Source organism: Pararhodobacter sp. (assembly GCF_034676545.1).
Taxonomy (GTDB): domain Bacteria; phylum Pseudomonadota; class Alphaproteobacteria; order Rhodobacterales; family Rhodobacteraceae; genus Pararhodobacter.
Map to the genome: position 1 here is coordinate 588,417 of NZ_JAUCBZ010000015.1, position 23,325 is coordinate 611,741.

Annotated in this window: 24 protein-coding genes; 11 read left to right on the top strand and 13 right to left on the bottom strand. The window is 61.5% G+C overall.

Annotated features, from left to right (window positions below; all coding sequences use genetic code 11):
* Positions 1 to 97: 97 nt before the first annotated feature.
* Both VDQ28_RS06325 and VDQ28_RS06330 read left to right on the top strand, forming a co-directional pair.
* Positions 98 to 727, top strand: a complete 630-nt coding sequence (locus tag VDQ28_RS06325; RefSeq protein WP_323035127.1) for a L,D-transpeptidase — start codon at positions 98 to 100, stop codon at positions 725 to 727.
* A 152-nt stretch (positions 728 to 879) separates the two neighbouring features.
* Positions 880 to 1,056, top strand: a complete 177-nt coding sequence (locus tag VDQ28_RS06330; protein WP_323035128.1) for a hypothetical protein — start codon at positions 880 to 882, stop codon at positions 1,054 to 1,056.
* Positions 1,057 to 1,142: 86 nt separating this feature from the next.
* On the opposite strand, the gene hemH is transcribed toward VDQ28_RS06330, so the two are convergent.
* Entirely contained in the window at positions 1,143 to 2,225 is a 1,083-nt protein-coding gene (hemH, locus tag VDQ28_RS06335; protein ID WP_323035129.1) for a ferrochelatase, read from the bottom strand.
* Between the two features lie 51 nt (positions 2,226 to 2,276).
* Positions 2,277 to 3,125, bottom strand: coding sequence for an SAM-dependent methyltransferase (locus VDQ28_RS06340; protein ID WP_323038073.1), 849 nt, complete (start codon positions 3,123 to 3,125; stop codon positions 2,277 to 2,279).
* Positions 3,126 to 3,135: 10 nt separating this feature from the next.
* Here VDQ28_RS06340 and VDQ28_RS06345 point away from each other — a divergent pair, with 10 nt between their 5' ends.
* The 4 genes from VDQ28_RS06345 (at position 3,136) to VDQ28_RS06360 (ending at position 5,542) form a co-directional block, all read left to right on the top strand.
* Positions 3,136 to 3,924 (top strand): ComF family protein, encoded by a 789-nt coding sequence (locus tag VDQ28_RS06345; protein ID WP_323035130.1) that lies wholly within the window; start codon positions 3,136 to 3,138, stop codon positions 3,922 to 3,924.
* Between the two features lie 75 nt (positions 3,925 to 3,999).
* A complete protein-coding gene (gene grxC / locus VDQ28_RS06350; RefSeq protein ID WP_323035131.1) occupies positions 4,000 to 4,263 on the top strand; it encodes a glutaredoxin 3 in 264 nt (87 codons plus the stop codon).
* Between the two features lie 2 nt (positions 4,264 to 4,265).
* Positions 4,266 to 5,108, top strand: coding sequence for a carbon-nitrogen hydrolase family protein (locus VDQ28_RS06355; protein ID WP_323038074.1), 843 nt, complete (start codon positions 4,266 to 4,268; stop codon positions 5,106 to 5,108).
* Between the two features lie 44 nt (positions 5,109 to 5,152).
* Entirely contained in the window at positions 5,153 to 5,542 is a 390-nt protein-coding gene (locus VDQ28_RS06360) for a MarR family winged helix-turn-helix transcriptional regulator (RefSeq protein ID WP_323038075.1), read from the top strand.
* Here VDQ28_RS06360 and VDQ28_RS06365 read toward each other — a convergent pair.
* Together VDQ28_RS06365 and VDQ28_RS06370 are read right to left on the bottom strand one after the other, a co-directional pair.
* Positions 5,539 to 6,096, bottom strand: coding sequence for an ActR/PrrA/RegA family redox response regulator transcription factor (locus tag VDQ28_RS06365; RefSeq protein WP_323035132.1), 558 nt, complete (start codon positions 6,094 to 6,096; stop codon positions 5,539 to 5,541). The two genes, VDQ28_RS06360 and VDQ28_RS06365, sit on opposite strands and share 4 nt — an antisense overlap.
* Before the next feature lie 79 nt (positions 6,097 to 6,175).
* Positions 6,176 to 6,799, bottom strand: a complete 624-nt coding sequence (locus VDQ28_RS06370) for an SCO family protein (RefSeq protein ID WP_323035133.1) — start codon at positions 6,797 to 6,799, stop codon at positions 6,176 to 6,178.
* A gap of 97 nt (positions 6,800 to 6,896) precedes the next feature.
* Here VDQ28_RS06370 and regB point away from each other — a divergent pair, with 97 nt between their 5' ends.
* Both regB and VDQ28_RS06380 read left to right on the top strand, forming a co-directional pair.
* Complete coding sequence (gene regB / locus VDQ28_RS06375; RefSeq protein WP_323038076.1) at positions 6,897 to 8,288, top strand: sensor histidine kinase RegB; 1,392 nt, start codon at positions 6,897 to 6,899, stop codon at positions 8,286 to 8,288.
* 74 nt (positions 8,289 to 8,362) lie between these two features.
* The gene (locus VDQ28_RS06380; RefSeq protein WP_323035134.1) at positions 8,363 to 9,955 is read left to right on the top strand and encodes a PAS-domain containing protein; all 1,593 of its coding nucleotides are present in this window, start codon (positions 8,363 to 8,365) and stop codon (positions 9,953 to 9,955) included.
* A gap of 29 nt (positions 9,956 to 9,984) precedes the next feature.
* On the opposite strand, the gene trxA is transcribed toward VDQ28_RS06380, so the two are convergent.
* The 4 genes from trxA to tsaE are packed head-to-tail and all read right to left on the bottom strand — an operon-like array spanning position 9,985 to position 17,068.
* Entirely contained in the window at positions 9,985 to 10,305 is a 321-nt protein-coding gene (gene trxA, locus VDQ28_RS06385) for a thioredoxin (RefSeq protein ID WP_323035135.1), read from the bottom strand.
* A gap of 53 nt (positions 10,306 to 10,358) precedes the next feature.
* Positions 10,359 to 13,694 (bottom strand): double-strand break repair helicase AddA, encoded by a 3,336-nt coding sequence (gene addA, locus VDQ28_RS06390; RefSeq protein ID WP_323035136.1) that lies wholly within the window; start codon positions 13,692 to 13,694, stop codon positions 10,359 to 10,361.
* Positions 13,687 to 16,611: a double-strand break repair protein AddB gene (addB, locus tag VDQ28_RS06395; RefSeq protein ID WP_323035137.1), complete on the bottom strand. Its 2,925-nt coding sequence runs from the start codon at positions 16,609 to 16,611 to the stop codon at positions 13,687 to 13,689. Before addB ends, addA begins: the two co-directional genes overlap by 8 nt.
* Positions 16,604 to 17,068, bottom strand: a complete 465-nt coding sequence (gene tsaE, locus VDQ28_RS06400) for a tRNA (adenosine(37)-N6)-threonylcarbamoyltransferase complex ATPase subunit type 1 TsaE (protein ID WP_323035138.1) — start codon at positions 17,066 to 17,068, stop codon at positions 16,604 to 16,606. Before tsaE ends, addB begins: the two co-directional genes overlap by 8 nt.
* A 101-nt stretch (positions 17,069 to 17,169) precedes the next feature.
* On the opposite strand from tsaE, the gene hslV reads away from it, so the two are divergent.
* Complete coding sequence (hslV, locus tag VDQ28_RS06405; RefSeq protein WP_323035139.1) at positions 17,170 to 17,727, top strand: ATP-dependent protease subunit HslV; 558 nt, start codon at positions 17,170 to 17,172, stop codon at positions 17,725 to 17,727.
* On the top strand, positions 17,724 to 19,022 hold the full coding sequence (hslU, locus tag VDQ28_RS06410; protein ID WP_323035140.1) for an ATP-dependent protease ATPase subunit HslU: 1,299 nt from the start codon (positions 17,724 to 17,726) through the stop codon (positions 19,020 to 19,022). The genes hslV and hslU overlap by 4 nt, the downstream gene beginning before the upstream one ends.
* 73 nt (positions 19,023 to 19,095) lie before the next feature.
* Here the strand turns inward: hslU and VDQ28_RS06415 are convergent, their stop codons facing one another.
* Complete coding sequence (locus VDQ28_RS06415) at positions 19,096 to 19,530, bottom strand: thioesterase family protein (RefSeq protein ID WP_323035141.1); 435 nt, start codon at positions 19,528 to 19,530, stop codon at positions 19,096 to 19,098.
* On the bottom strand, positions 19,523 to 20,305 hold the full coding sequence (locus VDQ28_RS06420; protein WP_323035142.1) for a hypothetical protein: 783 nt from the start codon (positions 20,303 to 20,305) through the stop codon (positions 19,523 to 19,525). Before VDQ28_RS06420 ends, VDQ28_RS06415 begins: the two co-directional genes overlap by 8 nt.
* Before the next feature lie 134 nt (positions 20,306 to 20,439).
* On the opposite strand from VDQ28_RS06420, the gene VDQ28_RS06425 reads away from it, so the two are divergent.
* Complete coding sequence (locus VDQ28_RS06425) at positions 20,440 to 21,672, top strand: argininosuccinate synthase (RefSeq protein ID WP_323035143.1); 1,233 nt, start codon at positions 20,440 to 20,442, stop codon at positions 21,670 to 21,672.
* Positions 21,673 to 21,725: 53 nt separating this feature from the next.
* Here the strand turns inward: VDQ28_RS06425 and VDQ28_RS06430 are convergent, their stop codons facing one another.
* The 3 genes from VDQ28_RS06430 to VDQ28_RS06440 form a co-directional block, all read right to left on the bottom strand.
* On the bottom strand, positions 21,726 to 21,872 hold the full coding sequence (locus VDQ28_RS06430) for a hypothetical protein (protein ID WP_323035144.1): 147 nt from the start codon (positions 21,870 to 21,872) through the stop codon (positions 21,726 to 21,728).
* A 96-nt stretch (positions 21,873 to 21,968) separates the two neighbouring features.
* Positions 21,969 to 22,847, bottom strand: coding sequence for a ribokinase (locus VDQ28_RS06435; RefSeq protein ID WP_323035145.1), 879 nt, complete (start codon positions 22,845 to 22,847; stop codon positions 21,969 to 21,971).
* Positions 22,844 to 23,224 carry a phosphate acyltransferase gene (locus VDQ28_RS06440; RefSeq protein WP_323035146.1) on the bottom strand — a complete coding sequence of 127 codons (381 nt, stop codon included), beginning with the start codon at positions 23,222 to 23,224 and terminating at the stop codon, positions 22,844 to 22,846. Before VDQ28_RS06440 ends, VDQ28_RS06435 begins: the two co-directional genes overlap by 4 nt.
* Positions 23,225 to 23,325: the final 101 nt, after the last annotated feature.

Below are 23,325 nucleotides of genomic sequence, written 5' to 3' on the forward strand. Positions count from 1 at the left end.
TTCAATTGCAACTCCGCACCCTCACATGAGCTTGCGTTGCGATTGCGACAGATTTGTCGTATAAAAAGAAAAAAATCGAGCGACCGAGGCAAAAACAATGTCGAACAACAAATTTCTGCGCCCTGATCGGCGTGGCTTTCTGGTCGGTTCTGCCGCGCTGGGTGGCCTGCTTGCGGCTCCTGCGGTTCTGGCCCAGACGGCCCGGCCCGTTGATCCGTCGATGACCAACAGCACCGAGATTGAAACCGATGTGCGCGACACCACGCCACGCAACATCTCGAGCTTTCGCACATTGCAATGGCGCGATTACTTTTCGCATCTGCGGCGCGGCGCGATTCTGGCGGATACCGATAGCCGGGCGGTGCATTACTGGTCCGAGGATGAAAGCATCTATCGCCTGTACCCCTCATCAGTTCCGATGAGCGACGAATTGACACGCCGCGGCAGCACCACCGTCACCCGCATGGTGGAAGGTCCGGAATGGCGCCCGACCCCGTCGATGCGCGAAAGAAACCCGGAATGGCCGGCCTATGTCGGTCCTGGCCCGGAAAATCCGCTGGGCAGCCACGCTTTGTACCTGGGATGGCAATATTATCGCATCCACGGCACGCACGACACGCGCAAAATCGGACGTCGCTCATCCAATGGATGCATTGGGCTCTACAACGAGCACATTGCCGAGCTTTATGGTTTCGCACAAATCGGCATGCAGGTGTTGCTAATTTGACGACATTGCGGCCAAGTCGCGGAAAAGCCAAAACTCACCCGTTGCATTTCACACCGCAAACTGGTTTGAGAGGGCTACGAGGTATCGTCTTGGGTGCGCATTCTGCCCGTTATAAGAATTTGTAGAAGTGCGCAAATACTGGAGGTTGACAAATGAAGAAACTCGCTCTCGCTGCTCTGATCGCAGTCACCGGCACCGCAGCTTTGGCTTCGGGCTACGTCGAACCATACGTCGAGCCTGAAGTCATCGTGGCTCACTCGTCGTCATCGGTTGGTGGCATCGTTGTTCCACTGCTTCTGCTGATCCTGGTTGCCGCACTGGCTTCCTAATCTGCATTCGCTGCCGATTAAGCAAAGGGGTCAGACGTCAAGTCTGACCCCTTTCGCTATTCCGGGTCCAAATTTGACCCGGCACCTTACCCCAGCCAGCCGCGCAGGTTGTCCTGGACGATGGCGGCAAGCGCATCCATATGCGCGGCGTCGTCATTGAGGCAGGGGATATAGGTAAATGATTCGCCGCCGGCGTGCTCGAACGCCTCGCGAATCTCGCCTTCGATTTCTTCCAGCGTTTCAATGCAATCCGCCGCAAACGCCGGTGCAATCACGGCGATTCGCTTGACGCCGGATTTCGCCAACGCCGCCACATGCTCGACCGTGTAGGGCCGCAACCACTCCTCGCGGCCGAAAACCGATTGAAACGTGGTATCAATCATTGAGTCGCGCCAGCCCAACCGCTCGCGCAGCAACCGCGTCGTTTTCTGGCACTGGCAATGATACGGATCGCCCTCGAGCAAATACCGTTTGGGCATTCCGTGATACGAGGCCACCAGAACTTCGGGTTTTTGTGCCATCGGGTTCCAGACGCGCTCCACCGATTGCGCCAAAGCCTCGATATACCGGGGGTCGTCAAAATAAGCGGGCACGGTGCGCGCCGCGGGTTGCCATTTTTCCTGCATCAAGGCGCGGAAGAACTGGTCGTTGGCGGTCGCGGTCGTTGCCCCCGCATTCTGCGGATAGAGCGGAAAGAACAGGATTTTTTCGCAACCCGCGTCCACCATGCGCCGCACCACCGATTTCGTCGACGGGTTGCCGTAGCGCATGCAGAACTCCACCATCACCGAATCACCAAATTGCGCCTGCATCCGCTCTGACAGCGCCGCGCGTTGGTCCTTGGTGATCGTCATCAACGGGCTTTCGCCCTTGTCGTGGTTCCAGATGGATTTGTAATTCGCGCCCGAGGTGAAAGGCCGCTTGGTCAGGATAATCAATTGCAGCAGCGGCTGCCATTTCCACGAGGCGATATCGATGACCCGCTTGTCCGACAAAAACTCGTTCAGATAGCGCCGCATCGACCAATAGTCGTAATGGTCCGGCGTCCCCAGATTGGCAATCAGCACCCCGACCTTGGCAGGCGCAATCGCCGGATGATCCGCGGGCGCATGCGCAAGACGGCCTTTCCCGGGCTGATCCTTGTGAATGGGGCATTGAGCGTCGGTCATGGGCTTCCTTTCGGTGGCGTCGCCCCTCACCTAGCGGGCCTGCGGGCAAGGTCAATCCTTGGCGGGGCGAGGTGCGGCAAAGGGCGCCGGTTCCAATGGCGTTTCAACCGCGCCCAACGCATCCGCCAAGCGTTGCGCCGCTGATCCGGGCCGCAGCGGTTTCTGTTGCGTGTCAGATGGCGCCCAGCCGGTCAGAAAGATCGTCTCGACGGTGGCCTGCAGGCGCCCGGCCTCATCGGCAAAGGTCTCACGATAAAGCGCCTCGGCCCGCGCCAGCACCGCACGCGACAAACCACCCTTGTGACGGCTGGCCAGCGCATTCGATTCGCCCATCGCGCGCAGATCGGACACCAGATGCTGAAAATCACGATAGAGAATCGTCCGTGTGAACCCGTCCGCGACCGGCAAGGCAAGCCCGGCACGCTGCAACAACCCGCCAAGATCGCGGATTTCGCCCATCGGTACGATTCGCGGGGCCAAACCGCCGGTCACATCCGATTCCGCCTGCGCCAGAACCGCGCGCAACTCGCTCAGGCTTTGGCCGCCAAACATCACGCCCATGAACAGCCCGTCGGGCCGTAGTGCGCGGCGGCATTGGATGATCTGCCCCAACGGGTCATCGGCCCAATGCAGCGCCAGCGCGTGAATCACCAGATCATGCGCGCCAACTTCAAGGTCCAGCACCCCGTCATCAGGCACCAACCGAGCACTCGGCAGCCTATTCTGCCAAATTTGAGGGAAAGGCGTCACGATTGCCGGAGAAATAAACGTTCTGTTAACCTCCTCCAGTCTTTCCTGAACCTCATCAGCGGCGTCCTCATGCAGGAACAACGCCGGGTTACGCAGCGCACGGGCGCGGAATCGTTGCAACGCGTCGCGGTCGGTCAAAGCAGGGGGTATCGGGTTTTTCATGGGGTCTGTGTTTCGCCTGACGGCCGCTGAAGTCAAGAGCACGCGCGCCGGATCTTTGCTGATCGCGGGGGCGCGTGGGCTGCTCGACACGCTCTATCCGCCCCATTGCCTGGCCTGTGACGTCGCCGTGCAAGACCCCGGCACGCTTTGCGCCGCCTGTTGGAGCGATACGCCCTTTGTCAGCGGGTTGGCCTGCGACAAATGCGGCATCCCCTTGCTGGGCAACGCCGACGAGGGGGAGGCACTCTGCGATGATTGCCTGACAGTCGCGCGCCCTTGGGCGCACGGTCGTGCCGCATTGGTTTACGGCGACGTCGCGCGGCGGATGGTGCTGGCGTTGAAATATGGCGACCGCCACGACATCGCCACCCCCGCCGGGCGCTGGATGGCGCGCCGCCTGTCGCCACTGATCCGGCCCGATACCGTGGTTGTTCCGGTCCCCCTGCATCGCTGGCGCTTGTTCAAGCGGCGCTACAATCAATCAGCGTTGCTGGCGGCCGCCCTCGCGCGTGACATCAACCGCCCGCACTGCCCGGATTTGCTGCTGCGTACCCGCCGGACCACCACGCAAGACGGCAGAACCCGCGCCGGGCGGTTCGAGAACCTGCAAGGCGCAATCGCTGCCCACCCCAAGCGCGCCCACCAGATCGAGGGGCGGCATGTGGTGTTGGTTGACGATGTGATGACCTCGGGCGCGACCCTCGCCGCCGCGACCGAAGCGTGCTTTGGGGCCGGTGCCGATACGGTCGATGTGGTGGTGATGGCGCGGGTAGGCCGCGAGGAATAATCTTTCCTTTATGGAAAATGGTTCACAAGTACATCGCGGACCACTACATCCTTTCAGGACGCGAAAGGATGCACCATGGCCAAGATCGAAATCTATTCCTCGCCCTTCTGCGGGTATTGCCACCGGGCGAAGCGCTTGCTGTCCACAAAGGGCGCAAGTTTCACCGAAATCGACGTGATCGCCGATCCGACGCGCAAGGCCGAGATGGTCAAACGCGCAAACGGTGGCCGCACCGTGCCGCAAATCTTTATCAACGGTGTCCATGTGGGCGGGTCGGATGATCTGCACGCGCTGGATCGTCAAGGCAAGCTGGACGCAATGCTGGCCGCGAGCGCGTGACCATGCGCGCGGGCCTGTTGCAGCTTTGCGTCGGGGATTTGCCCGATGAAAACGTAGCCCTCGTGCGGGACGCGCTGCAACGGGCTGTCGCGGGCGGGGCCGGGTTTGTGGTGACGCCCGAGGCCACCAATTGCATTTCGGCCAGTCGATCGCATCAACACGACGTGCTGCGCGTCGAGGCCGCAGACCCGGTCCTGGCCATGCTGCGCGAAGAAGCCGCGCGCGCCGGCATTTGGGTCTTGGTGGGCTCGATCATCGTCAAGACCGACGACCCGGATGGCCGCTTTGCCAACCGCTCGCTGCTGATCACGCCCACCGGCGACATCGCCGCACGGTATGACAAGATTCACCTGTTCGATGTGCAGGTCTCGGAAACCGAAACCTACCGCGAGTCCTCGGCCATTCGTCCCGGTGCGCGGGCCGTCGTGGCGCAGACCCCCTTTGCAACTCTGGGCATGACGATCTGCTATGATGTTCGCTTTCCGCATCTGTTTCGCGATCTGGCCAAGGCGGGCGCGCAGGTCTTGTGCGTTCCCGCCGCCTTCAGCCCGGTGACCGGCAAGGCGCATTGGGAAACCTTGCTGCGCGCGCGGGCCATCGAGACAGGCTGCTACGTCTTGGCGCCGGCGCAGACCGGCAATCACCCCAACACCACCGGCCGCGATCGCGCGACCTGGGGTCATGCGCTGATCATCGCGCCCTGGGGCGAGGTTCTGGCCGATGCGGGCACCGAGCCGGGTGTGATTTTTGCCGATCTTGCTATGGACACCGTCCGCGATGCCCGCCGCCGCATTCCGGCGCTGACCCACGACCGCGCCTATGAGCCACCCGGAGGCCCCGCGTGAAAACAACCGATGATCTTGCCATTTCGCTCTTGGCAGAGCTGTTCATGGCCGATCAGTTGGCGCGCGCGCGTGTGATCAAGAAACTGCCAAAGGGGCTGGAGCTGTCACAATTCAGCGTGCTCAACCATCTGGCGCGCACCACCGACGAACGCACGCCCGCGCAATTGGCCAAAGCTTTTCACGTCACGCGCGGCGCTATGACCAACACGCTGCAAAAGCTTGAAACCGCGGGGTATGTCCATATTCGCCCTGACTGGAACGACGCGCGGCAGAAGTTTGTCGGAATCAGCCCCTCGGGACGACGGGCGCGCGACGAGGCGATTCAGGCGATTTCGCCAGTTATTTCAGCGGTCGGAGAATCCCTTGGCGAAGCGCAGATCCGCGCGGTTCTGCCGATCCTGCGCGATCTGAGGGCCTTGCTTGAAGGGGATTAACGCGGGCTGCGTTTGGCGAGAATGCGCTGCAAGGTTCTGCGATGCATCGACAACCGCCGCGCGGTTTCGCTGACATTGCGGTCACATTGTTCATACACGCGCTGAATATGCTCCCACCGCACACGGTCCGCGGACATCGGGTTTTCGGGCGGCTCTGGCAGTACAGCCCCCTCGCGTTGCATCAAGGCGTTGACCACCTCATCGGCATCGGCAGGTTTCGAGAGGTAATCGGTCGCGCCAATTTTCACCGCCGCAACTGCCGTCGCAATCGCGCCGTAGCCGGTCAGCACGACGATTCGCGCGTCGGGCCGCTTGGTGCGCAAGGCCTCGACCACATCGAGCCCGTTACCATCGTTCAGGCGCAGATCAATCACCGCATAAGCCGGGGGCCGAGAGGTCGCCAGCGCCTTGCCGGCCGCAACGGAATTGGCGGTTTCAACCACAAATCCGCGACGCTCCATGGCGCGCGCCAGGCGTTTGAGAAAGACCTCGTCGTCATCCACCAGAAGAAGCGACGGATCATCGCCCAAGTCCAGCGCGCTATCATCAGCCATGCAGAGCCCCTCTCATTGCTCAGAATGATGTAGGCGCTGCGCGGATGAAGGTCAAATCCTGTGGTTGTATAAGATGTGTTTATTGTGCGCGTTCAAGAAAACACTGCGCGGCGCGGGCCACGTCCTCGGCGGGGGTGTCGTGGCGGAACACTTCGACAGTGCCGTGGCCGGGAAGGACGAAATAACTGAACGTCGAATGATCAACGAGGTAAAATTCGTCCTCGGCGTCATGCCGCGCAAAAAAGGTGCGGTACGCTTGCGAGGCGGCGCGAACCTGCGCATCGCTGCCTGTCAGGCCAATCATGCGGTCGTGGAAAATGCTGGCGAACTCGCCAACCACTTCGGGTGTGTCGCGGGCCGGGTCAACGGTGATGAACACCGGCTGCACGATATGGCCCTCGGCCTCCAGCAACTCGGTCGCAAGCGCATTGCGCGCACTGTCCAGCGGGCACACATCCGGGCAGAATGTATAGCCGAAATACAGGATCGACGGCATGGTGATGACATCGGCGTCAGTCACGGTTTCACCCAGTGAATTCACCAGTTCGAACGGCCCACCAATGGAGCCAAGCCCCCCTTGAACCGCCGTGGTGCGGCAGGGGCCAAATGGGTCATCGTCGCGCGGCGCAAAGGCCAGCCAGCCCAAAACACCCAATAGCGCTGCGATAAACACCGCTGCTCCGGCTGAATACGCTTTGATCATGGCACCCTCGTTGAAAACCTGTTCATGGTTGCGCTTGATGCCCCAGAGTGCTGCACTTAACAATGCCAAACCCGTGACCGCGACAACAGGCCGCTTGATGGATATGCAAACCACTGGACTGATGAACCGAGATGTCCAGGGGCATTGGATCCGGCTGCAAACCCTGACCCGTGTGCGCTGGTTGGCAGCCAGTGGTCAGGTGATCGCCCTTCTTGTCGCCGCCTATGGGTTGCGGCTGGAGTTTCCGCTGGTGCTTTGCCTCGGGGTGGTTGGCGTCTCGGTGATGACCAATATCCTGAGCAGCTATATCTATCCGCGCAGCAAGCGCCTGTCCGAACTCGAGGCCATGCTGACCTTGGCCTTTGACATGGCGCAACTGACGTTGTTGCTGTTCTTGACGGGCGGCTTGATCAATCCCTTCGCGCTGATGCTGATCGCACCCGTCACCATCGCCGCCACCGCCCTGCAACTGCGAAGCACGTTGATCTTGGGCGCGCTGGCGATCGGGCTTGCGACATTTCTGGCGTTTGCCTTTGAGCCGATCCATATGCGGGACGGCACCATCCTTGCCCTGCCTGAGCTTTTCCGCTTCGGCTTCTGGGCTGCGCTGGTCATCGGTATCGCGTTTATCGGCCTCTATTCCCGTTCGATTGCCGCCGAAAAACTGGCGCTGACCGAGGCGCTTCTGGCGATGCGCATTGCTCTGGCGCGCGAGCAAAAGTTGACCGACCTCGGCGGGGTCATTGCCGCCGCCGCGCATGAATTGGGCACCCCATTGGCGACCATCAAATTGGCATCGGCCGAGCTCATCGACGCCTTGCACGATGAACCGGACCTGGCTGATGACGCACGCTTGATCCGCGAACAGGCGGACCGTTGTCGCGCAATCCTGCACTCGATGGGCGAGGCGGGTAAAGACGACATGCATCTGCGCCACGCCCCGCTGGAAACGATCCTGACTGACGCCGCCTCACCCCATCTCAATCGCGGCAAGACAATCCTCTTCAGCGCCACGGCCAACACCGATTCGGGACGCATGCCCGAAATTCTGCGTATGCCCGAAATCATCCACGGACTTCGCAATCTGATCCAGAACGCGGTCGACTTTGCGCAGGATCACGTCTGGGTCGAGGCGACATGGACCGACACAAGCATCTCGGTGCGCGTGACCGATGATGGGCCGGGCTATCCGGTCTATCTGCTCAGCCGTATCGGCGAGCCCTATCTGCGGGATCGCCGGGGCGAAAAACGGTCCGAATACGAGGGGATGGGCCTGGGGCTTTTCATCGCGAAAACACTGCTGGAACGCACCGGCGCGGTGGTGCGATTCGACAATTGCACCGACCGGAACCGACCGCAGGGATTTCCCGGAACCCGCTGTGGCGCAATGGCCGAGGTCAATTGGCCTCGCGATGCGATCCAGGCGGATCCGCGCGGCCCCTTGGGTGAAAACCCCCACATCAAGCAGTCACAAGACGCCCGTCGGTAACACACTTTAACGCGACCTTAACCAATCTTGATCATTCTTAAGCAAGCTGATCGCTTCGCTGGCAGGATGTATTGATGCAACAGAATCTATATTTCGCACTATTACTTGTCGCAACCTCCGCGCTCACGATGTTCGCGGTGCTGCTCATCATGGGGGCTTTTCGCAAAACGCCATCCCGTGCCACAGCCCCGGGGCAAGGGGGTGGCGATCCGGTTTTCTTGTTCGAGGGCACAACGCTGATTGACGCGAACGAACGTGGGGTTGCCCTGCTTGCAACGCTTGGCAAGCAGGGAAATACCAGCTCTCAAGACGTATGGCAGCGATTGACCCAGTTCCTGTCGCGCGACTTCCCTGACCTCGAGGCGGTCTTGCAGGACGTGCCAGAGCGCGAACGCAGGTCGGTTCCGTCGCGGAATGCGTCTGCCAAACTCGAAATCATCGCCGAACGATCAAACGGCACGCTGCGCCTGACGTTGGTCGATACGCTGGCCGAGAACGGTGTGGTGACGATGGATCGGCTTAGCTATCGCGCAACTCAGGATGAATTGGCCCTGCTGCGCCGCCTGATTGACACGGCCCCCTTCATGCTCTGGCGCGAAGGGTCTCAGGGGCAGATCACCTGGGCGAATGGCGCGTATCTGCGCAGCCTCGCCGACGACGCGGAATTGACAACCTGGCCCCTGCCCGCGCTGTTTCCGCTGGGCGATGCAAATGCGACGCACCGGCTCAGTCTGACGGAATCCACGGGCAAGAAGCGGTCAAACTGGTTCGACGTCAGCCGGGTGCCCGACGAAGAAGGGCATCTGGCGTTCGCGCTGCCCGCCGATGAAGCGCATCAGGCCGATCGCGCAAAGCACGACTTTATCCAAACGCTCACCAAGACATTTGCGACGCTTCCCATCGGGTTGGCGGTGTTTGATCGCGCGCGTCGCCTGCAGATGTTCAACCCGGCCCTCACCGATCTGACCGGCCTCGAGACCGAGTTCCTCTTGTCGCGCCCTGGTCTCGAGGGGTTCCTGAACCGGATGCGTGACAAGCGGGTTCTGCCCGAGCCGCGCGATTATCGCAGCTGGGCACGCCGTTTGCTGGATATCGAAACCACCGCCCCGACCGGTGGATTCGAGGAAACATGGACTCTGCCTACCGGCCAAACATTCCGGGTCAGCACCAATCCGCATCCAGATGGGGCACTGGCGTTTCTGATCGAGGATATAACGTCGGAAACCCATATGACCCGCCACGTCCGCGCCGAGATGGAAACCAGCCAATCCGTGTTGAACCAGATCGATTCGGCCATCGCGGTCTTTGCGGCGAACGGCCAGTTGGTTCTGACCAACACCGCCTTTTCAAAACTCTGGACCTTGGAGGGCGAAGACGCCCTGACCGCTGTAACCCTGCCCGAAGCTTTGGAAAATTGGCGCGAAGCCAGCAACAACCCGCAACTTTGGACGCGCATCGCCTCGCTTACACGCCCCAACAGCGACGAACCGGTGCCGGTCACTGGCATCATGGCCCTGCCCGACGGCGAGCGCCTGAGCGTCGAGGCGCGCCGCACAGAGACCGGCGCGCTGATGATTTCCTTCATTCAGCACGACCTACAAAAAACTGCCCCGGAGGCGGACCCCAGGGCAGTTCAACGCGCGCAAATTCTTCGCGCAAGCGCTTGAGCAGGCCGGACTTTGGCCGGCCAAAGCCGTCAGAGGGCTGAGTCAATCCATGATGCCAGCGCGGCCTTTGGCGCAGCACCGACCTTGTTGGCAATGATCTTGCCTTCCTTGACCATGAACAGCGCCGGGATTCCGCGAATCCCCATCGCCGCCGTGACCTCAGGGTTTTCGTCCACATTGACCTTGGCGATCTTCACGCGGCCGGCATATTCCTCGGACAATTCCTCAAGGGCTGGGCCGATCTGCTTGCAAGGGCCGCACCACTCTGCCCAGAAATCAATGACGACGGGCAGGTCGCTATCGCGGACCTCTGCGTCGAAATTCGCATCGGTGACGGCTACTGTGGGCATGGCTTTCTCCTGAATCGGGCCGCATGGGCCAAGGATCGTTGTCTGCTTCCTACCTAAGAAGCGGGCTCTGCCGGGTCAAGGGCGGCGCGGGCAAGTGCGGCGTTTACGATCGGCGCATCCAACATCATCAAACGAGCCTGTGACGTCCAGAGCAGTGCGGTTTCGATCCGTCGTCCGGGGTAAATCGCAGCCAGCAGGTGCGCATAGGCACCCATCTGCCGCAAAATCCCCTCGGGTACACTGGCAGCATCGCGCGGCACCACGCGATTCGACTTGAAATCAATCGCCAGCACGCGCGTGTCATCAATCAAGAGCCGGTCAATCACGCCCCAAAGCCCCTGCTGATTCCAGGTTCCCGCCACCGCGACTTCGATCAACGCCGTGCGGTCGAACACCTGCGCCAGTTCCGGATTGGCCAGCACAGACAGCGCCTCGGCCAAGCAAGCCGCACCATCGTCGGGGTCGCCAGATCTGGCCAAAAGCGCCAAGCCTTCCGCCGCACGCTGATGGTCTGGAACGGTCGGCAAAACCTCCAACAGCCGGTGAATCAACGACCCGCGCGCCAATGCCGTGTCTGTATCATCACCCGCGCCCGCAAGCGCCTTGGCCCCACCCAGCGCTGTCGGAGACACGGTTTTCTGCTTTGCCGGTGCCGCTGGAATATCGGCCAACGTCAGGGTTTGCGCCTGCGCGGCGTCAGATGCAGGCGTTTCGCCCAGCGCCCTTGGCCAAACGCCATGTTCATGCCGAGCCCCCTCGCCCAGCGCGGTTTCCAGCGGTATGGTGGCCAGACTTTCCATGCCCAAAGCAACCTTGGCGTACCAACTTGACTCTGCCGCCGGGTCGCCCGCGCAGGCCACGATCAGCCAGCTTTCGGCCCGCGTCAACGCAACGTACAGCAACCGATCGTTTTCCTCCTCGCGCAAAGCGGCGGCGGCGGCATCTGCGGCCAGTTGCGCCTCGGTTGCGTTGGCTTTGATCGTCCTGAGAATGGGCACACCGTCAATCTGCGCAATCGCCGGCGAGGTTGGCGGTTTTCGCGCGGCGGTGTCGGGCAGGATCACAATCGGTGCCTCCAACCCCTTGGCCCCGTGAACCGTCATCACCCGAACCCGCCGTCCGGCCGATTCGGTTTGGCGTTTCACCTCGGCATCGCTGGCCTCAAGCCACCCCAGAAACCCGTCAAGCGACGGGATGTGCCCCTGCTCATAACTCAGCGCGAGATCGACAAACGCCTCCAACGCTTCATCCACCTCGGCCCCGAATCGCGCGCGAATGCGGTGGCGGCGGTCGTGTTTCGTCAAGATCCGCTCGATCAACTCGAAGGGCCGCAGGAAATCGACCTGCCGACGCAAGTCATCGAGAACGGCGCGCGCCTCAACCGCTTGGGCGTCATGGCGCAGCGCTTCCCACAGATATTGGTCACCCCGACCCTGCGCCAAACGGTACAAACGATCCTCGCTCCACCCGAACACAGGCGACCGCAGCGCCACCGCCAAGGACAGGTCATCCTCGGGCAGTGCCAGGAATTTCAGCAGGGCGATCAGGTCCTGAACCGCCAGTTCTTCGCTCAACAGCAAGCGGTCGGCCCCGGCGATCTCCAGCCCGAGCGCTTTGCACGACCGGATCAGCGCGTTGAACAAAACGCGCCGCCGCCGCACGAGGATCAGGAAATCACCCTCATGCACCGGGCGCGGCCCTGCCTCCGTGTCGATCTGTTCGCCGCGGTCGATCATCGCGCGGATTTCCTGCGCGATGGTGTGCGCCAAGATAATCTCTGGGTGCGACTTTGACGGGCGGTCAAGCGGCTCGAACCACGGTTGATCATCGTCTTTCTCTGGCGCCTCAATCGCGGGCCAAAGATCAACGCGCCCCGGTTTATGCAGATGAAACGCCACATGCTCGGACGCGCCACCGAGGCCCGAGTCGCCATGCTCGGGCGCGAAACAATGATCCACCAGGCGCAAGATCGCGTCGGACGAGCGGAACGAATGCTTCAAATCCGACCGCACCAACGCCTGCCCGGCATCCGCAAGACGCTGGTGAAATGCGTCATGCGTGGCCTCGAAACCGCGCAAATCGGCCCCTTGAAACGAATAGATGGACTGCTTGCGATCCCCGACGACAAAGATTGTCCGATCCTCGTGCCGTGCCCCCTGACCCGCCGCGAATTCTTGCGTCAGCAGGTCAATCACGCGCCATTGTTCGGGGCTGGTGTCTTGCGCCTCGTCCACCAGAATGTGATCGATCCCGCCATCCAGCTTGAACAGAACCCATTGCGCGACCGAGGAAACCCCCAGCAAACGCCGTGTCAGCCGGATCAGATCGTCAAAATCAAGCCAGCCACGCGCGGTTTTGGCGGCATCGAAGCTGGGCAGCCACAGCCGTGCGAATCGATGCAGCGTTTCCGTGGCGCGCAAGGCGTCCAGCGCTTGCCGACGCAGGCGCACATCTTCGATCCGCAGCGCCAGAGCATCCAGCGCCTCGCTGTCGTCGACGCCCACTTTGGCCTGCGTCGGACCGGTCATCACCTTGCCGACTTTGGCCGCGAATGGTGTTTTTGCACCAGCGCTGAACAGCAGCTTGCCCTCAAGCGTCGCAATCGCATCGAGGTTCAGCGCATCAATCCCCGCCAGCACTTTTGCCAGCTTGATGTCATTTGTGCTGCCCGCCCGCAGAAACGGCAGCAACCGTGACAGCAGATCAAGCTCATCACCATCGAAGGCGTCGGCCAGCAAGGTGGCTTCGGTATAGCCGGGCGGCAGGTCAAACAGCGCGCGAAGGTCGGGCATGTCGCCCTCGAAACCGTCTCTATGCTTGCCCAAATCCTGCAAAACCCGGCCAAACGCATCTTCGTTGAGCCGTGTCAGCAGATCCGACAACACGCCCGCATCCGGTCCCTGCGCCAACCGATCCAGCAACTCCACCCGCAGTTGCTGCAAGCTGCGCTCCTCGGCCTCGGAGAAATCGGGCGAGACTGCAGCCTCAAGCGGAAAGCGCCGCAGGACGGCGCTGCAAAACGCGTGAATCGTCTGGATCTTCAGCCCGCCGGGCGTCTCGATTGCCCGTGCGAACAACCGCCGGGCACGCAGCAGGATGTCGGGCTTGGCGTCAACATCTTCGCCAAGATCGCGCAGGGCGTCGATCAACTCGGGATCAGGAAGCATCGCCCACTGACCCAAGCGCCGAAACAGCCGGTTCTGCATCTCGCTGGCCGCGGCCTTGGTATAGGTCAGGCACAAAATCCGCTGCGGCGGCGTTTCATGCAGCAACAGGCGCGCCACGCGATCCGTCAGAACCTTGGTTTTGCCCGACCCGGCATTGGCCGAAAGCCACGTCGATTGGCCGGGATGCGCGGCATCAATCTGCCGTTGTGACGCCTCATGCATCGTGATCCCCCACGGGTATGGTTTCTGACGCATCCGACGGTTGCCATTCGCCGCGTCTGGCAAGCGGGTGGTAATCGTCGATCCGGTCCTCGGTCGCGACGGCGCGCATTGCGGTGTAGCCCTGCGCCGCAGAGCCGTATTCGCGCAGCAGTGCCGCCAGATCTTTGCGATGCGCGGCAAGATCTTCGGGGCCTATCGGCGCTGCGACTTGTTTGAACGCAGCCCCAAGCCCAACATATTCCGCGCGACTCACGCAAACCGGCCCAAGATCTTCAAAGGCGCCATCCTCGGCCATGATCGCCAGCAAGACGAGTTGCTTGTTGAAATGCGCCTGCTGCTTCTTGGTGGGCAGTTGGCCGGTTTTATAGTCATAAATCTGCACCTGCCCGTCGGGCGTTCGGTCAATGCGGTCGGGTTTGCCCGTCAGAACGAAGGGCGGATCGGTCAACACCAAGCGCGCCTTTTTCTCGGACACGGCCAATTCCGCGTCGATCTCGGCGTTCCAGGCGACAAACTGCGCCGCCGTTTGTTGCAGACGTGCGAGCCAATGCAACCGAACCGCCTGCCACGGGCATTCTTCGGCCAAAACAGTCTCTGCAATTGCCAAAAACGCTTGAACATTGCCCGAAGTCCCTGGGGGGTGCTGTTGCACATATTCATCCAGAACCCTGTGAATCACGGTGCCTTTGACCCTCGCATCAGGCTCTGGCGCAAGCGGATCGAGGCGGCGGAGCTTCAGCACATACTCGGCGTAAATCGCATAGGGGTCGCGCACCAGCTTTTCGATCCGCGTCACCGACAGTTCCTTGGGACGCGCGGAGACCGGCGGCGCGGGTGCGGGGCGCGGGTTTCGGACCTTTGCCGCTTCCGGGACGCCCGCAAGGTCGGCATCAAAAAGCTGCGCCATCTCAATCCACCGCTGCCCGCGCGCGCGCATCGCTTTCAAGACGTCCGGGCCGTTTTGCGCCGGCAACCCACCAATCAAGTTGGTCAGCCGGTTAAGCCAACGTGAGGGCACGGTCTCGGCCTCGGCATTCCGTTTTGCGCGTGACAACACAACCTCGGCCCCGGCGATTGCCAGTTGAAAATCATGCGCCGACAGGCCGATTTGGCGTTCGGGCAATAACAACCCGGCGTCATGCCGCATTTGTCGGTTGAACCAGGGATCGGGCTGCGGCGAGGCGGGCCAGGTCCCCTCGACCAAGCCGCCCAGAATGATCAGATCGGCCCCCTGCGCGCGCGCCTCCAATGTGCCCCAGATCATGATATTGGCCCGGGTCTCGATGGTTTCGCGCACTTCTTTGCCGACGAAAACAGTGTCTAACAAAGCCGAAAACTCGCGGCTTTGCATCTCTCCACCATAGGCTGCGTGCTCGCGCAATTCATCGAACACGGTCCGCGCCTTGTCGCCTGCATCCGCTTTCCACAACTCGCCTGTGTTAGCGCCTCCAGCACCCATCGCCATGTGCTCGGCAAAGCGAAGCTGCGTCGCGATCCAGTCGGCAAGGGGTCTGACGGGTGGCCCATCCAGCAGCGACAACCCCTGGTTCAGCCATTCAACCCAGGGGCCACGATCCTCTTTGCGGGCGGCCCAAATCGCTAAGGTCTCGGCATCCGGATACGGTATCGCGCGCCGACGAACATGCAGCTCCAAGTCGCGCAAATGGCGCAAATGCGGTCCGCGATCCGAGGCGCTATGGGTGATCGGGTGCTTGAGCAACGCCACCAGCGCCTCGGACGACACAGTGCCGTTCAGCAATTCGGCACAAAGCCGCAGATAACGCCCCGGCGCAGACAGCGCCAGAGGACGCCCAGCGGAGTCATCTGGGTGTATGTTCCATCCATCCAGCGCCGCTGTCACCCGCCGCGCCAAGACCCGATCCGGCGTTATCAGAGCCGCTTTCTTGCCATCAACCGCCGCCTGTCGCAGACACAGCGCAATCGACAGCGCCTCTTGCCGCGGGCCGCTGGCCTCGATGAGGGTGATGGCATCCGTCGCCTGAGTGAGGTCGCCCAACGCTGGCCCATCGCGCAACCACTGGTCCGTAACAGGCGCGGGGCGCAGGGCCAGGGACACCAGCGCATTGCGCGACGGATTCGGTGGCGGCTGGTTGGTCCAGCGACGGACATCCGCCGCCGCCATGTTCAGCGCCTCGGTCAGGCGGGCATAGCGAAATTGCGGGTGATCCTCGTTGTGGAGCGGATCGTCGAACCCGTGCCAGACCGAGGACGGCATCACCGCATCGAACCCCGGCAAAACCAAAGCGCCCTGCGGCAGCCGTGCAACCGCTTGCATCAGCAAGGATGAAGGGCCGCGCGAACCGGTTGACCCCGCAACAAGGATCGGGTGCTGCGGCGGAGTCGTGCCCCAGATCGCGATCTTTTCCTCGATCGCACGCCGCAGCCGACCCTGTCCGCCGGAAACCGGGCCATAAAACTCGGTGATCAGGCGGATGAAGCGAAGCGAGCGGGTCCAATGGTCGGAATGGTTGCTCACGTCCAGCTGATCGAGAACATCCAGCGCAACGCCTTCGCCCTGCATTTCGTCGAGCAGGCGAAACAGGCTATCGGACAGCGAGAACGCGGCGGTCGTCGGGCCGAGGTCGGGCTCTTGATGCAACAACGCGCGGATCGCCTGCGCCAAGGCCAGCCGGCTGCGCAGCGGGTTTTCGGGGGCGTGGTCGTTCGCGAGATCCTCGATCAGACGAATCCGCGGCAGAAAACCCGGCCCGTCGGCAATCAGCGCATCACGCAAACGGGCTTGCATGCGTGCTGTGTTCACGATCACCTCAACCCGAGCGATGGCCTCGGGCGGTTGGCCCTGCAATCGCGCCCTCAACCCCTGCGCCAGCGCCAAGGGGAAATCCATGCCGGGTGCGATGCCAAACACACGCGGTTCTGTCTGTGCCTCAAACATCGGTATGTTCCTTCAATCGCGCGACCCAATCGGAATTATCTGACAGGAACTGAACCTCGCGCCCGTCACCAACAGGCGAAAACCGCAGTGTCAGAGCCTTTTTCGGCCGATCTGAACCCAGTTTTTCCGGCCACTCGACCAGACACAGCGCGGTATCAAAAGCCTCGGTCAACCCCAGTTCCAACGCCTCGTCAGGGTGGCTCAGGCGATAAAGATCAGCGTGCCAAATCTCGAAATCCGGCGCGTCATAGGTCTGTACCAGAGTAAACGTCGGCGAGGGGACATCCTCATCAACCAGCGCCTGAATGAGACCGCGCGCGAAGTGGGTCTTGCCCGCACCAATCTCGCCTTCGAGCAGCAACACGTCGCCCGCGCCCAATTTGGGCACCAGCGATTGCGCAAGGCGGAGGGTCGCGTCAGGGTCAGGCAAAACCAAGGAGGGGTGAACTGTTTTCATGCCCGCAGACTAGCCGCGCCCCGCGCAACCCGCCAGAGGGGGTTCTTGTGATACCGGGTTCGCGCCGCCATATAGGGGCAAGGAAACGAAAGAGGTTCGCAATGGCGGAACAGAAATTCCCCGGTTGGCATGGCACAACCATCGTGGCTGTGCGCCGTGGCGGTGAGGTGGTGGTTGCGGGCGACGGGCAGGTCAGTCTTGGGCAAACCGTGATCAAGGGCTCGGCCCGCAAGGTGCGACGCATCGGTGCGCCGGGGCGTGAGATTGTCGCGGGGTTCGCTGGGTCTACCGCCGACGCCTTCACCCTGCTGGAACGGCTTGAAAAGAAGCTCGAAGCCTCGCCGGGGCAATTGCAGCGGGCCTGTGTGGACCTGGCGAAAGACTGGCGCATGGACAAATACCTGCGCAACCTCGAGGCGATGCTGATCGTCACCGATGGCGCGGACCTGCTGGTGATCACCGGCGCGGGCGATGTTCTGGAGCCCGAACATGACATCGCCGCGATTGGCTCTGGCGGGAACTTTGCCCTGGCTGCGGCGCGCGGCTTGATGGAAACCGACATGCCCGCCGAAGACGTGGCCCGCAAAGCGATGGCGATTGCCGCGTCGATCTGCGTCTACACGAACGGAAACCTGACAGTGGAGACGATCCGCAAATGACCGCCCTGACCCCTCGCGAAATTGTGTCCGAACTGGATCGCTTCATCATCGGCCAATCGGACGCCAAGCGCGCCGTGGCCGTGGCTTTGCGCAACCGTTGGCGGCGCAAGCAACTGGACCCGGCGATGCAAGAAGAGGTTTACCCCAAGAATATCCTGATGATCGGGCCGACCGGCGTGGGCAAAACCGAGATCAGCCGCCGCTTGGCAAAGCTGGCGCGCGCGCCGTTCCTCAAGGTCGAGGCGACCAAGTTCACCGAGGTCGGCTATGTCGGCCGCGATGTGGAGCAAATCATCCGCGATCTGGTGGATGTGGCGATGACCCAGACGCGCGACGAGATGCGCGATCAGGTGCGCGCCCGCGCCCAGTCCAATGCCGAGGACCGGGTGCTCGACGCCATCGCCGGCAAGGACGCACGCAGCGGAACGCGCGATCTGTTCCGCACGAAACTGCGGGCGGGCGAGTTGGACGACACGGTGATCGAGCTTGAGGTGATGGACGCCGCCCCCTCGATGCCGATGATGGAAATCCCCGGCATGCAGGCGCAGGGTCTGAATCTGGGCGATCTGTTCGGCAAGGCCTTTGGCCAACGGACGACGAAGAAACGCCTGACGGTCAGCGAAAGCCACGAATTGCTGGTCTCGGAAGAGGCCGACAAACTGCTGGATGAAGAGGCAGTCAAAACCGCGGCGTTGGAGGCCGTCGAGCAGAACGGCATCGTCTTCCTAGATGAGATCGACAAGGTTTGCGCGCGCGCCGAAACCCGTGGCGCGGATGTCAGCCGCGAGGGCGTGCAGCGCGATTTGCTGCCGCTGATCGAGGGCACGACCGTCAGCACGAAACACGGCCCGGTGAAAACCGATCATATCCTGTTCATCGCCTCGGGCGCGTTTCATGTGGCGAAACCGTCGGACCTGCTGCCCGAATTGCAGGGCCGCCTGCCGATCCGCGTGGAACTCAGGGCGCTGACCGAGGATGACTTTGTGCGCATCCTCACGGAGACCGACAACGCGCTGACCCGGCAATATTCGGCGCTGATGGGCACTGAAGACGTCGACGTCAGTTTTACCGAGGACGGCATCAGGGCGCTGGCCGCCATCGCCGCCGAGGTCAATCGCGCGGTCGAGAATATCGGCGCGCGTCGGTTGTATACGGTGCTGGAGCGGGTGTTCGAGGAACTGTCCTTTGCCGCGCCGGACCGGGCCGGGCAAGCGGTGGTTGTCGATGCCGCCTATGTGGAGAACAGCATCGGCGATCTGGCACGCTCGGCGGATCTGAGCCGTTACGTTTTGTGACACGGGAAAAGGGGCGATGCCCCCTCTTCAGCTTCGCTGAATTCACCCCCTGAGTATTTTCGGCAAGATGAAATCAGGGCTGGATCAAGTGCCGTTGTAACCGCTCGCGCACGGGGTTGGGCATTGGGGCGGACGCGCGGGTGTTCGGGTCAAAAAAGACTTCGGTCAGATTGTAGGTGGCGTGCCGCACGCCCGTTTCGGCGTGGATCATCCGCATGTGGAATGTGGCACTACGGTTGCCGATCCGGCTGACGGCACCGTCGATGATGAAGCCGTCACCCGCTTTGAGTTCCTTGATGAAGTTGGTTTCCGCCTTTGCCGAGACGATATGCACGCCAAATTCACCCATAAGCCAGTTGATGGGGATTTCCATCGCGGTATAAAGAAAGAACGACGCGTCATCAAAGAAAGGCGCATAATGGCGCACGTTCATGTGGCCGAAAATATCGTGGTGCCAGGGATGCACCACGCCTCGCAAGAGCTCCGGACGTTTGGCGCTGTCAGGCATTGAGTTCACGCTTTTGCACATAGTGCCCGTAGATCGTGGTCAATATGCTGGCACCAACGAGGATCGACAGCCACTGCGCCAACGCGGCCCAGATCACCGCAATGATCAGTGCATTCCCAGCCAGCAACCCTGCTGGCATGTAGATCAGCCACCCGGCCAGTACCGAAACCAGCGTCAACACGACGAATGACAGGCCGCTGGTGCTTGTCGATTGCCAGGCTTCCTTGACGGTCATGCGCTTGCCGACGGCGGCCGAGGGCAGCATGGGCGAGATCCGATACGCGATATAGGCGGCGGGCAGATACATGATCGCGAAGCCGATGAGGCCGGGAAGCAAACCTGGCGAGCCCATGTCGCCCGCGACGAAAGGCAACACGACCAGACCCGCAAGAAACATCATCGGGATGACTGCCACGATCACGATCAACGCCAGCACAAATCCGGCTTTGAAATACGACCAGATCGCGGCGCCGTTCCAGACCGGCAAGAACGCACCCGGTTGTTCCTCGAGCAGGATAAACCGGTGCCAGGCCACGGCGATCCACAGGCCAAAAATGATCTGCAGGACCGAAAGCAGGAACATCAGCCCCGAAAACTGCGGCATCTCGCCGGGAGCGCCGCCGCTCATACCCATGCCGGATGAGAAATACGCCTCGCCAGCCATCAGGCCGATGACCAGGTGGATGGCCAAGAGCGCGCCTGAAACGCGCAGTGCCACGTTCAAGTTACCCAGCACCATCCGCACGGCGTGAATAAAGATTCGCACACCTTCCATAACTCTCTCCTCTTCGTTTGGACATTCTAAGGGGTGCTTGGCCCACAGAGTCAACCGTTGCCGCCACGGGGTGTTGCGCGCAGCGCGCAAAGGCGTTAGCCAATGCGCGTTTCATTCCCATGGGAGATTTCCGCATGTCCGCGCCCAAAAAAGTCGTGCTGGCCTATTCTGGCGGGCTCGATACCTCGATCATCCTGAAATGGCTGCAAACCGAATACGGTTGTGAAGTCATTACCTATACCGCCGACCTCGGTCAGGGCGAGGAGCTGGAGCCGGCCCGTCGCAAAGCAGAGTTGATGGGTATCAAGCCCGAGAACATTCATATTCTGGATGCGCGCGAGGAGTTCGTGCGCGATTTCGTCTTCCCGATGTTCCGCGCCAACGCGCTGTACGAGGGGCTGTATCTGCTGGGCACGTCGATTGCGCGGCCGCTGATCTCCAAGCATCTGGTGCAGATTGCCCATGAGCATGGTGCGGATGCGGTGGCGCATGGTGCGACCGGGAAAGGCAACGATCAGGTTCGGTTCGAACTGGCGTGTTATGCGCTCGACCCGTCGATCCGCGTGATCGCGCCCTGGCGTGAGTGGAATTTGAGCAGCCGCACCACGCTGCTGGAATTTGCCGAAAAGCACCAGATCCCGATCGCCAAAGACAAGCGCGGCGAAGCGCCTTTCTCGGTTGATGCGAATCTGCTGCACACGTCGTCCGAGGGCAAAGTGTTGGAGAATCCGGGCGAAGAAGCGCCAGAATATGTGTATCAGCGGACGGTGTCCCCTGAGGATGCACCGGATACGCCAGAGATGGTCGAAATTGAATTCGAGCGCGGCGATGCCGTGGCAATCAATGGCGAACGGATGACCCCGGCGGGCGTCCTGACCAAGCTGAACGAGCTTGGCGGCAAACATGGCGTCGGGCGGCTGGATATGGTGGAAAACCGTTTCGTCGGCATGAAGTCGCGCGGCGTCTATGAAACTCCGGGAGGTACGGTGTTGCTGGAGGCCCATCGCGGCATCGAGCAGATCACGCTGGATTCAGGGTCTGGCCATCTGAAGGACTCGATCATGCCGCGTTATGCGGAGCTGATCTATAACGGGTTCTGGTTCAGCCCGGAACGCGAGATGATGCAGGCGTTGATCGACAAGAGCCAGGAGCATGTTACCGGAACCGTTCGCGTGAAGCTGTACAAGGGCTCGGTTCGCACGGTTGCGCGCTGGTCTGAGCATTCGCTGTATTCCGAGGCGCATGTCACGTTTGAGGATGACGCCGGTGCCTATGATCAAAAGGATGCGGCCGGGTTTATCCGCCTGAACGCCCTGCGCCTGAAGCTGATCGCGACGCGCAACGCGCGTATCGCCGACAAGGGCTGATCGCAAATCGAGGCGGGCTGCCTTTGGTAGCCCGCCTTGCGCTAGCTTGGCCGTCAGATCAGGACAAGCGCGAAAATTCCCAGCCACATCACAGAGCCAAGTACAACCGCCAGCGCCAACCCGGCACCGGCAGGCAGTTGGACTTGCGGATGATCGGCGTCGGCCAAGCTGTGTCCGGCTGTTTCGACCTGCGTGTTCATGGCGTCCCCTTCAAGCTTTACGCGAGTGTCGCGTCAAATTATGAAAGAACCCCTAATCTGGACGAAATCGTGGCGGGCTTTGGGCGTTTCCGTGTGCTAGCTGTTTTCGACCAGGAATGCCGCGACCTGCGTGCGGGTCGGAATGGCGCCGGCGGCACCCAGTTTGGTGACCTGCAATGCGGCGGCGGCGGCGGCATAGCGCATGGCCTGTTGCCGCGTTTGTCCCTGATCCAGCGCCGCGGCAAGAGATCCCGCAAAACAATCACCTGCCCCCGTGGTATCGACCGGATCGACGCGGAAAGACGGCACGAAAAGCGGCTCTGACCCAGCTGAAATCCATTCCGCGCCTTGTGAGCCACGCGTGACGATCACCGCCTCGACCGGAAGATCGGTCAGCGCGGTTCCGGTGGCAGCCTGCAAAGCCTCGGCCTCACCGGCATTCACCAAAAGATGCGTCACAAAGGGCAGCACGGCTTGCAACGGCGCCAGCACAAACGGCGCGGCGGAATAGAAGACTGACAGGTTCTTTGAGCGAGCGGATTGCGCTGCCTCAACCTGATGCGAGGTCTCGTTTTGCAGTAACAGACAATCACCCGGCTTGGCGGCGGACAGCGCGACGTTGATGGCAGGCACGGATTGTTGCTGGTTGGCCCCGGAAAAGATGATGATCTGGTTTTCGGCGGCATCATCGACGGCAATGATCGCGTGGCCTGTGCTAGCGTCAACCCGCGTAATCGCATCGAGCGCAATGCCGTGGCGTGTCAATTCGGCCTCGATCCAGCGATCACCCTGGCCAATCGCACCAATATGAACCACCGACGACCCGGCGCGCAGTGCGGCAATGGACTGGTTGACGCCCTTGCCGCCAAGCCCCCGCGTAAAGCTGGCGGCTGCCAGTGTTTCCCCCGCTTGCGGCAGGTGCGGCAAACGGTAGACATTGTCGATGTTGATCGATCCGACGCAATAAATCGTCATTGCTTTTTGGCCCCTCTGCGGCGGGCCGCTATGGCCGCCCTGTTCAATATGTCATCCGCGATCGCCCCGGTCGACAAAAACTGAAGTGTCCCGGGCGTGCCCGTCAAAATGGGGCCAATTGCCCTGGCGCCAGAGCCTTTGCGCAGCCATTTCACAGAGAACGAGGCCAACGCGCCATGGTTGACCATGACGGAATCGATATGGCCCGAATTTTCGGCAATCGCCTCGACCGGACCTGAAACGCCGGGAGACCAGGGACGTGACGGATCACGCCGCGCAGCCATTGGCGTTGAAGGCTCGGCGGCATACCCCTCGGGGGATGGCTCAAAATGACAGGCCAGCGCCTCTTCCGGGATGATGCGGGATTTGCGCAACATGCATGTCCTCCTGTTGAGCCTTCCTTAGCGCGCTCCATTGCGCCAAACAACATAGGCGTTGTGGCCTTTTCGCCGACCCGCCAGTTTTGTAGGGTCGCGGC

Coding starts and splice junctions, on each gene's coding strand:
- VDQ28_RS06325 (WP_323035127.1), top strand. CDS start 98: ATGTCGAACAACAAATTTCTGCGCCCTGATCGGCGTGGCTTTCTGGTC.
- VDQ28_RS06330 (WP_323035128.1), top strand. CDS start 880: ATGAAGAAACTCGCTCTCGCTGCTCTGATCGCAGTCACCGGCACCGCA.
- hemH (WP_323035129.1), bottom strand. CDS start 2,225: ATGACCGACGCTCAATGCCCCATTCACAAGGATCAGCCCGGGAAAGGC.
- VDQ28_RS06345 (WP_323035130.1), top strand. CDS start 3,136: ATGGGGTCTGTGTTTCGCCTGACGGCCGCTGAAGTCAAGAGCACGCGC.
- grxC (WP_323035131.1), top strand. CDS start 4,000: ATGGCCAAGATCGAAATCTATTCCTCGCCCTTCTGCGGGTATTGCCAC.
- VDQ28_RS06355 (WP_323038074.1), top strand. CDS start 4,266: ATGCGCGCGGGCCTGTTGCAGCTTTGCGTCGGGGATTTGCCCGATGAA.
- VDQ28_RS06360 (WP_323038075.1), top strand. CDS start 5,153: ATGGCCGATCAGTTGGCGCGCGCGCGTGTGATCAAGAAACTGCCAAAG.
- VDQ28_RS06365 (WP_323035132.1), bottom strand. CDS start 6,096: ATGGCTGATGATAGCGCGCTGGACTTGGGCGATGATCCGTCGCTTCTT.
- VDQ28_RS06370 (WP_323035133.1), bottom strand. CDS start 6,799: ATGATCAAAGCGTATTCAGCCGGAGCAGCGGTGTTTATCGCAGCGCTA.
- regB (WP_323038076.1), top strand. CDS start 6,897: ATGGATATGCAAACCACTGGACTGATGAACCGAGATGTCCAGGGGCAT.
- VDQ28_RS06380 (WP_323035134.1), top strand. CDS start 8,363: ATGCAACAGAATCTATATTTCGCACTATTACTTGTCGCAACCTCCGCG.
- trxA (WP_323035135.1), bottom strand. CDS start 10,305: ATGCCCACAGTAGCCGTCACCGATGCGAATTTCGACGCAGAGGTCCGC.
- addA (WP_323035136.1), bottom strand. CDS start 13,694: ATGCATGAGGCGTCACAACGGCAGATTGATGCCGCGCATCCCGGCCAA.
- addB (WP_323035137.1), bottom strand. CDS start 16,611: ATGTTTGAGGCACAGACAGAACCGCGTGTGTTTGGCATCGCACCCGGC.
- tsaE (WP_323035138.1), bottom strand. CDS start 17,068: ATGAAAACAGTTCACCCCTCCTTGGTTTTGCCTGACCCTGACGCGACC.
- hslV (WP_323035139.1), top strand. CDS start 17,170: ATGGCGGAACAGAAATTCCCCGGTTGGCATGGCACAACCATCGTGGCT.
- hslU (WP_323035140.1), top strand. CDS start 17,724: ATGACCGCCCTGACCCCTCGCGAAATTGTGTCCGAACTGGATCGCTTC.
- VDQ28_RS06415 (WP_323035141.1), bottom strand. CDS start 19,530: ATGCCTGACAGCGCCAAACGTCCGGAGCTCTTGCGAGGCGTGGTGCAT.
- VDQ28_RS06420 (WP_323035142.1), bottom strand. CDS start 20,305: ATGGAAGGTGTGCGAATCTTTATTCACGCCGTGCGGATGGTGCTGGGT.
- VDQ28_RS06425 (WP_323035143.1), top strand. CDS start 20,440: ATGTCCGCGCCCAAAAAAGTCGTGCTGGCCTATTCTGGCGGGCTCGAT.
- VDQ28_RS06430 (WP_323035144.1), bottom strand. CDS start 21,872: ATGAACACGCAGGTCGAAACAGCCGGACACAGCTTGGCCGACGCCGAT.
- VDQ28_RS06435 (WP_323035145.1), bottom strand. CDS start 22,847: ATGACGATTTATTGCGTCGGATCGATCAACATCGACAATGTCTACCGT.
- VDQ28_RS06440 (WP_323035146.1), bottom strand. CDS start 23,224: ATGTTGCGCAAATCCCGCATCATCCCGGAAGAGGCGCTGGCCTGTCAT.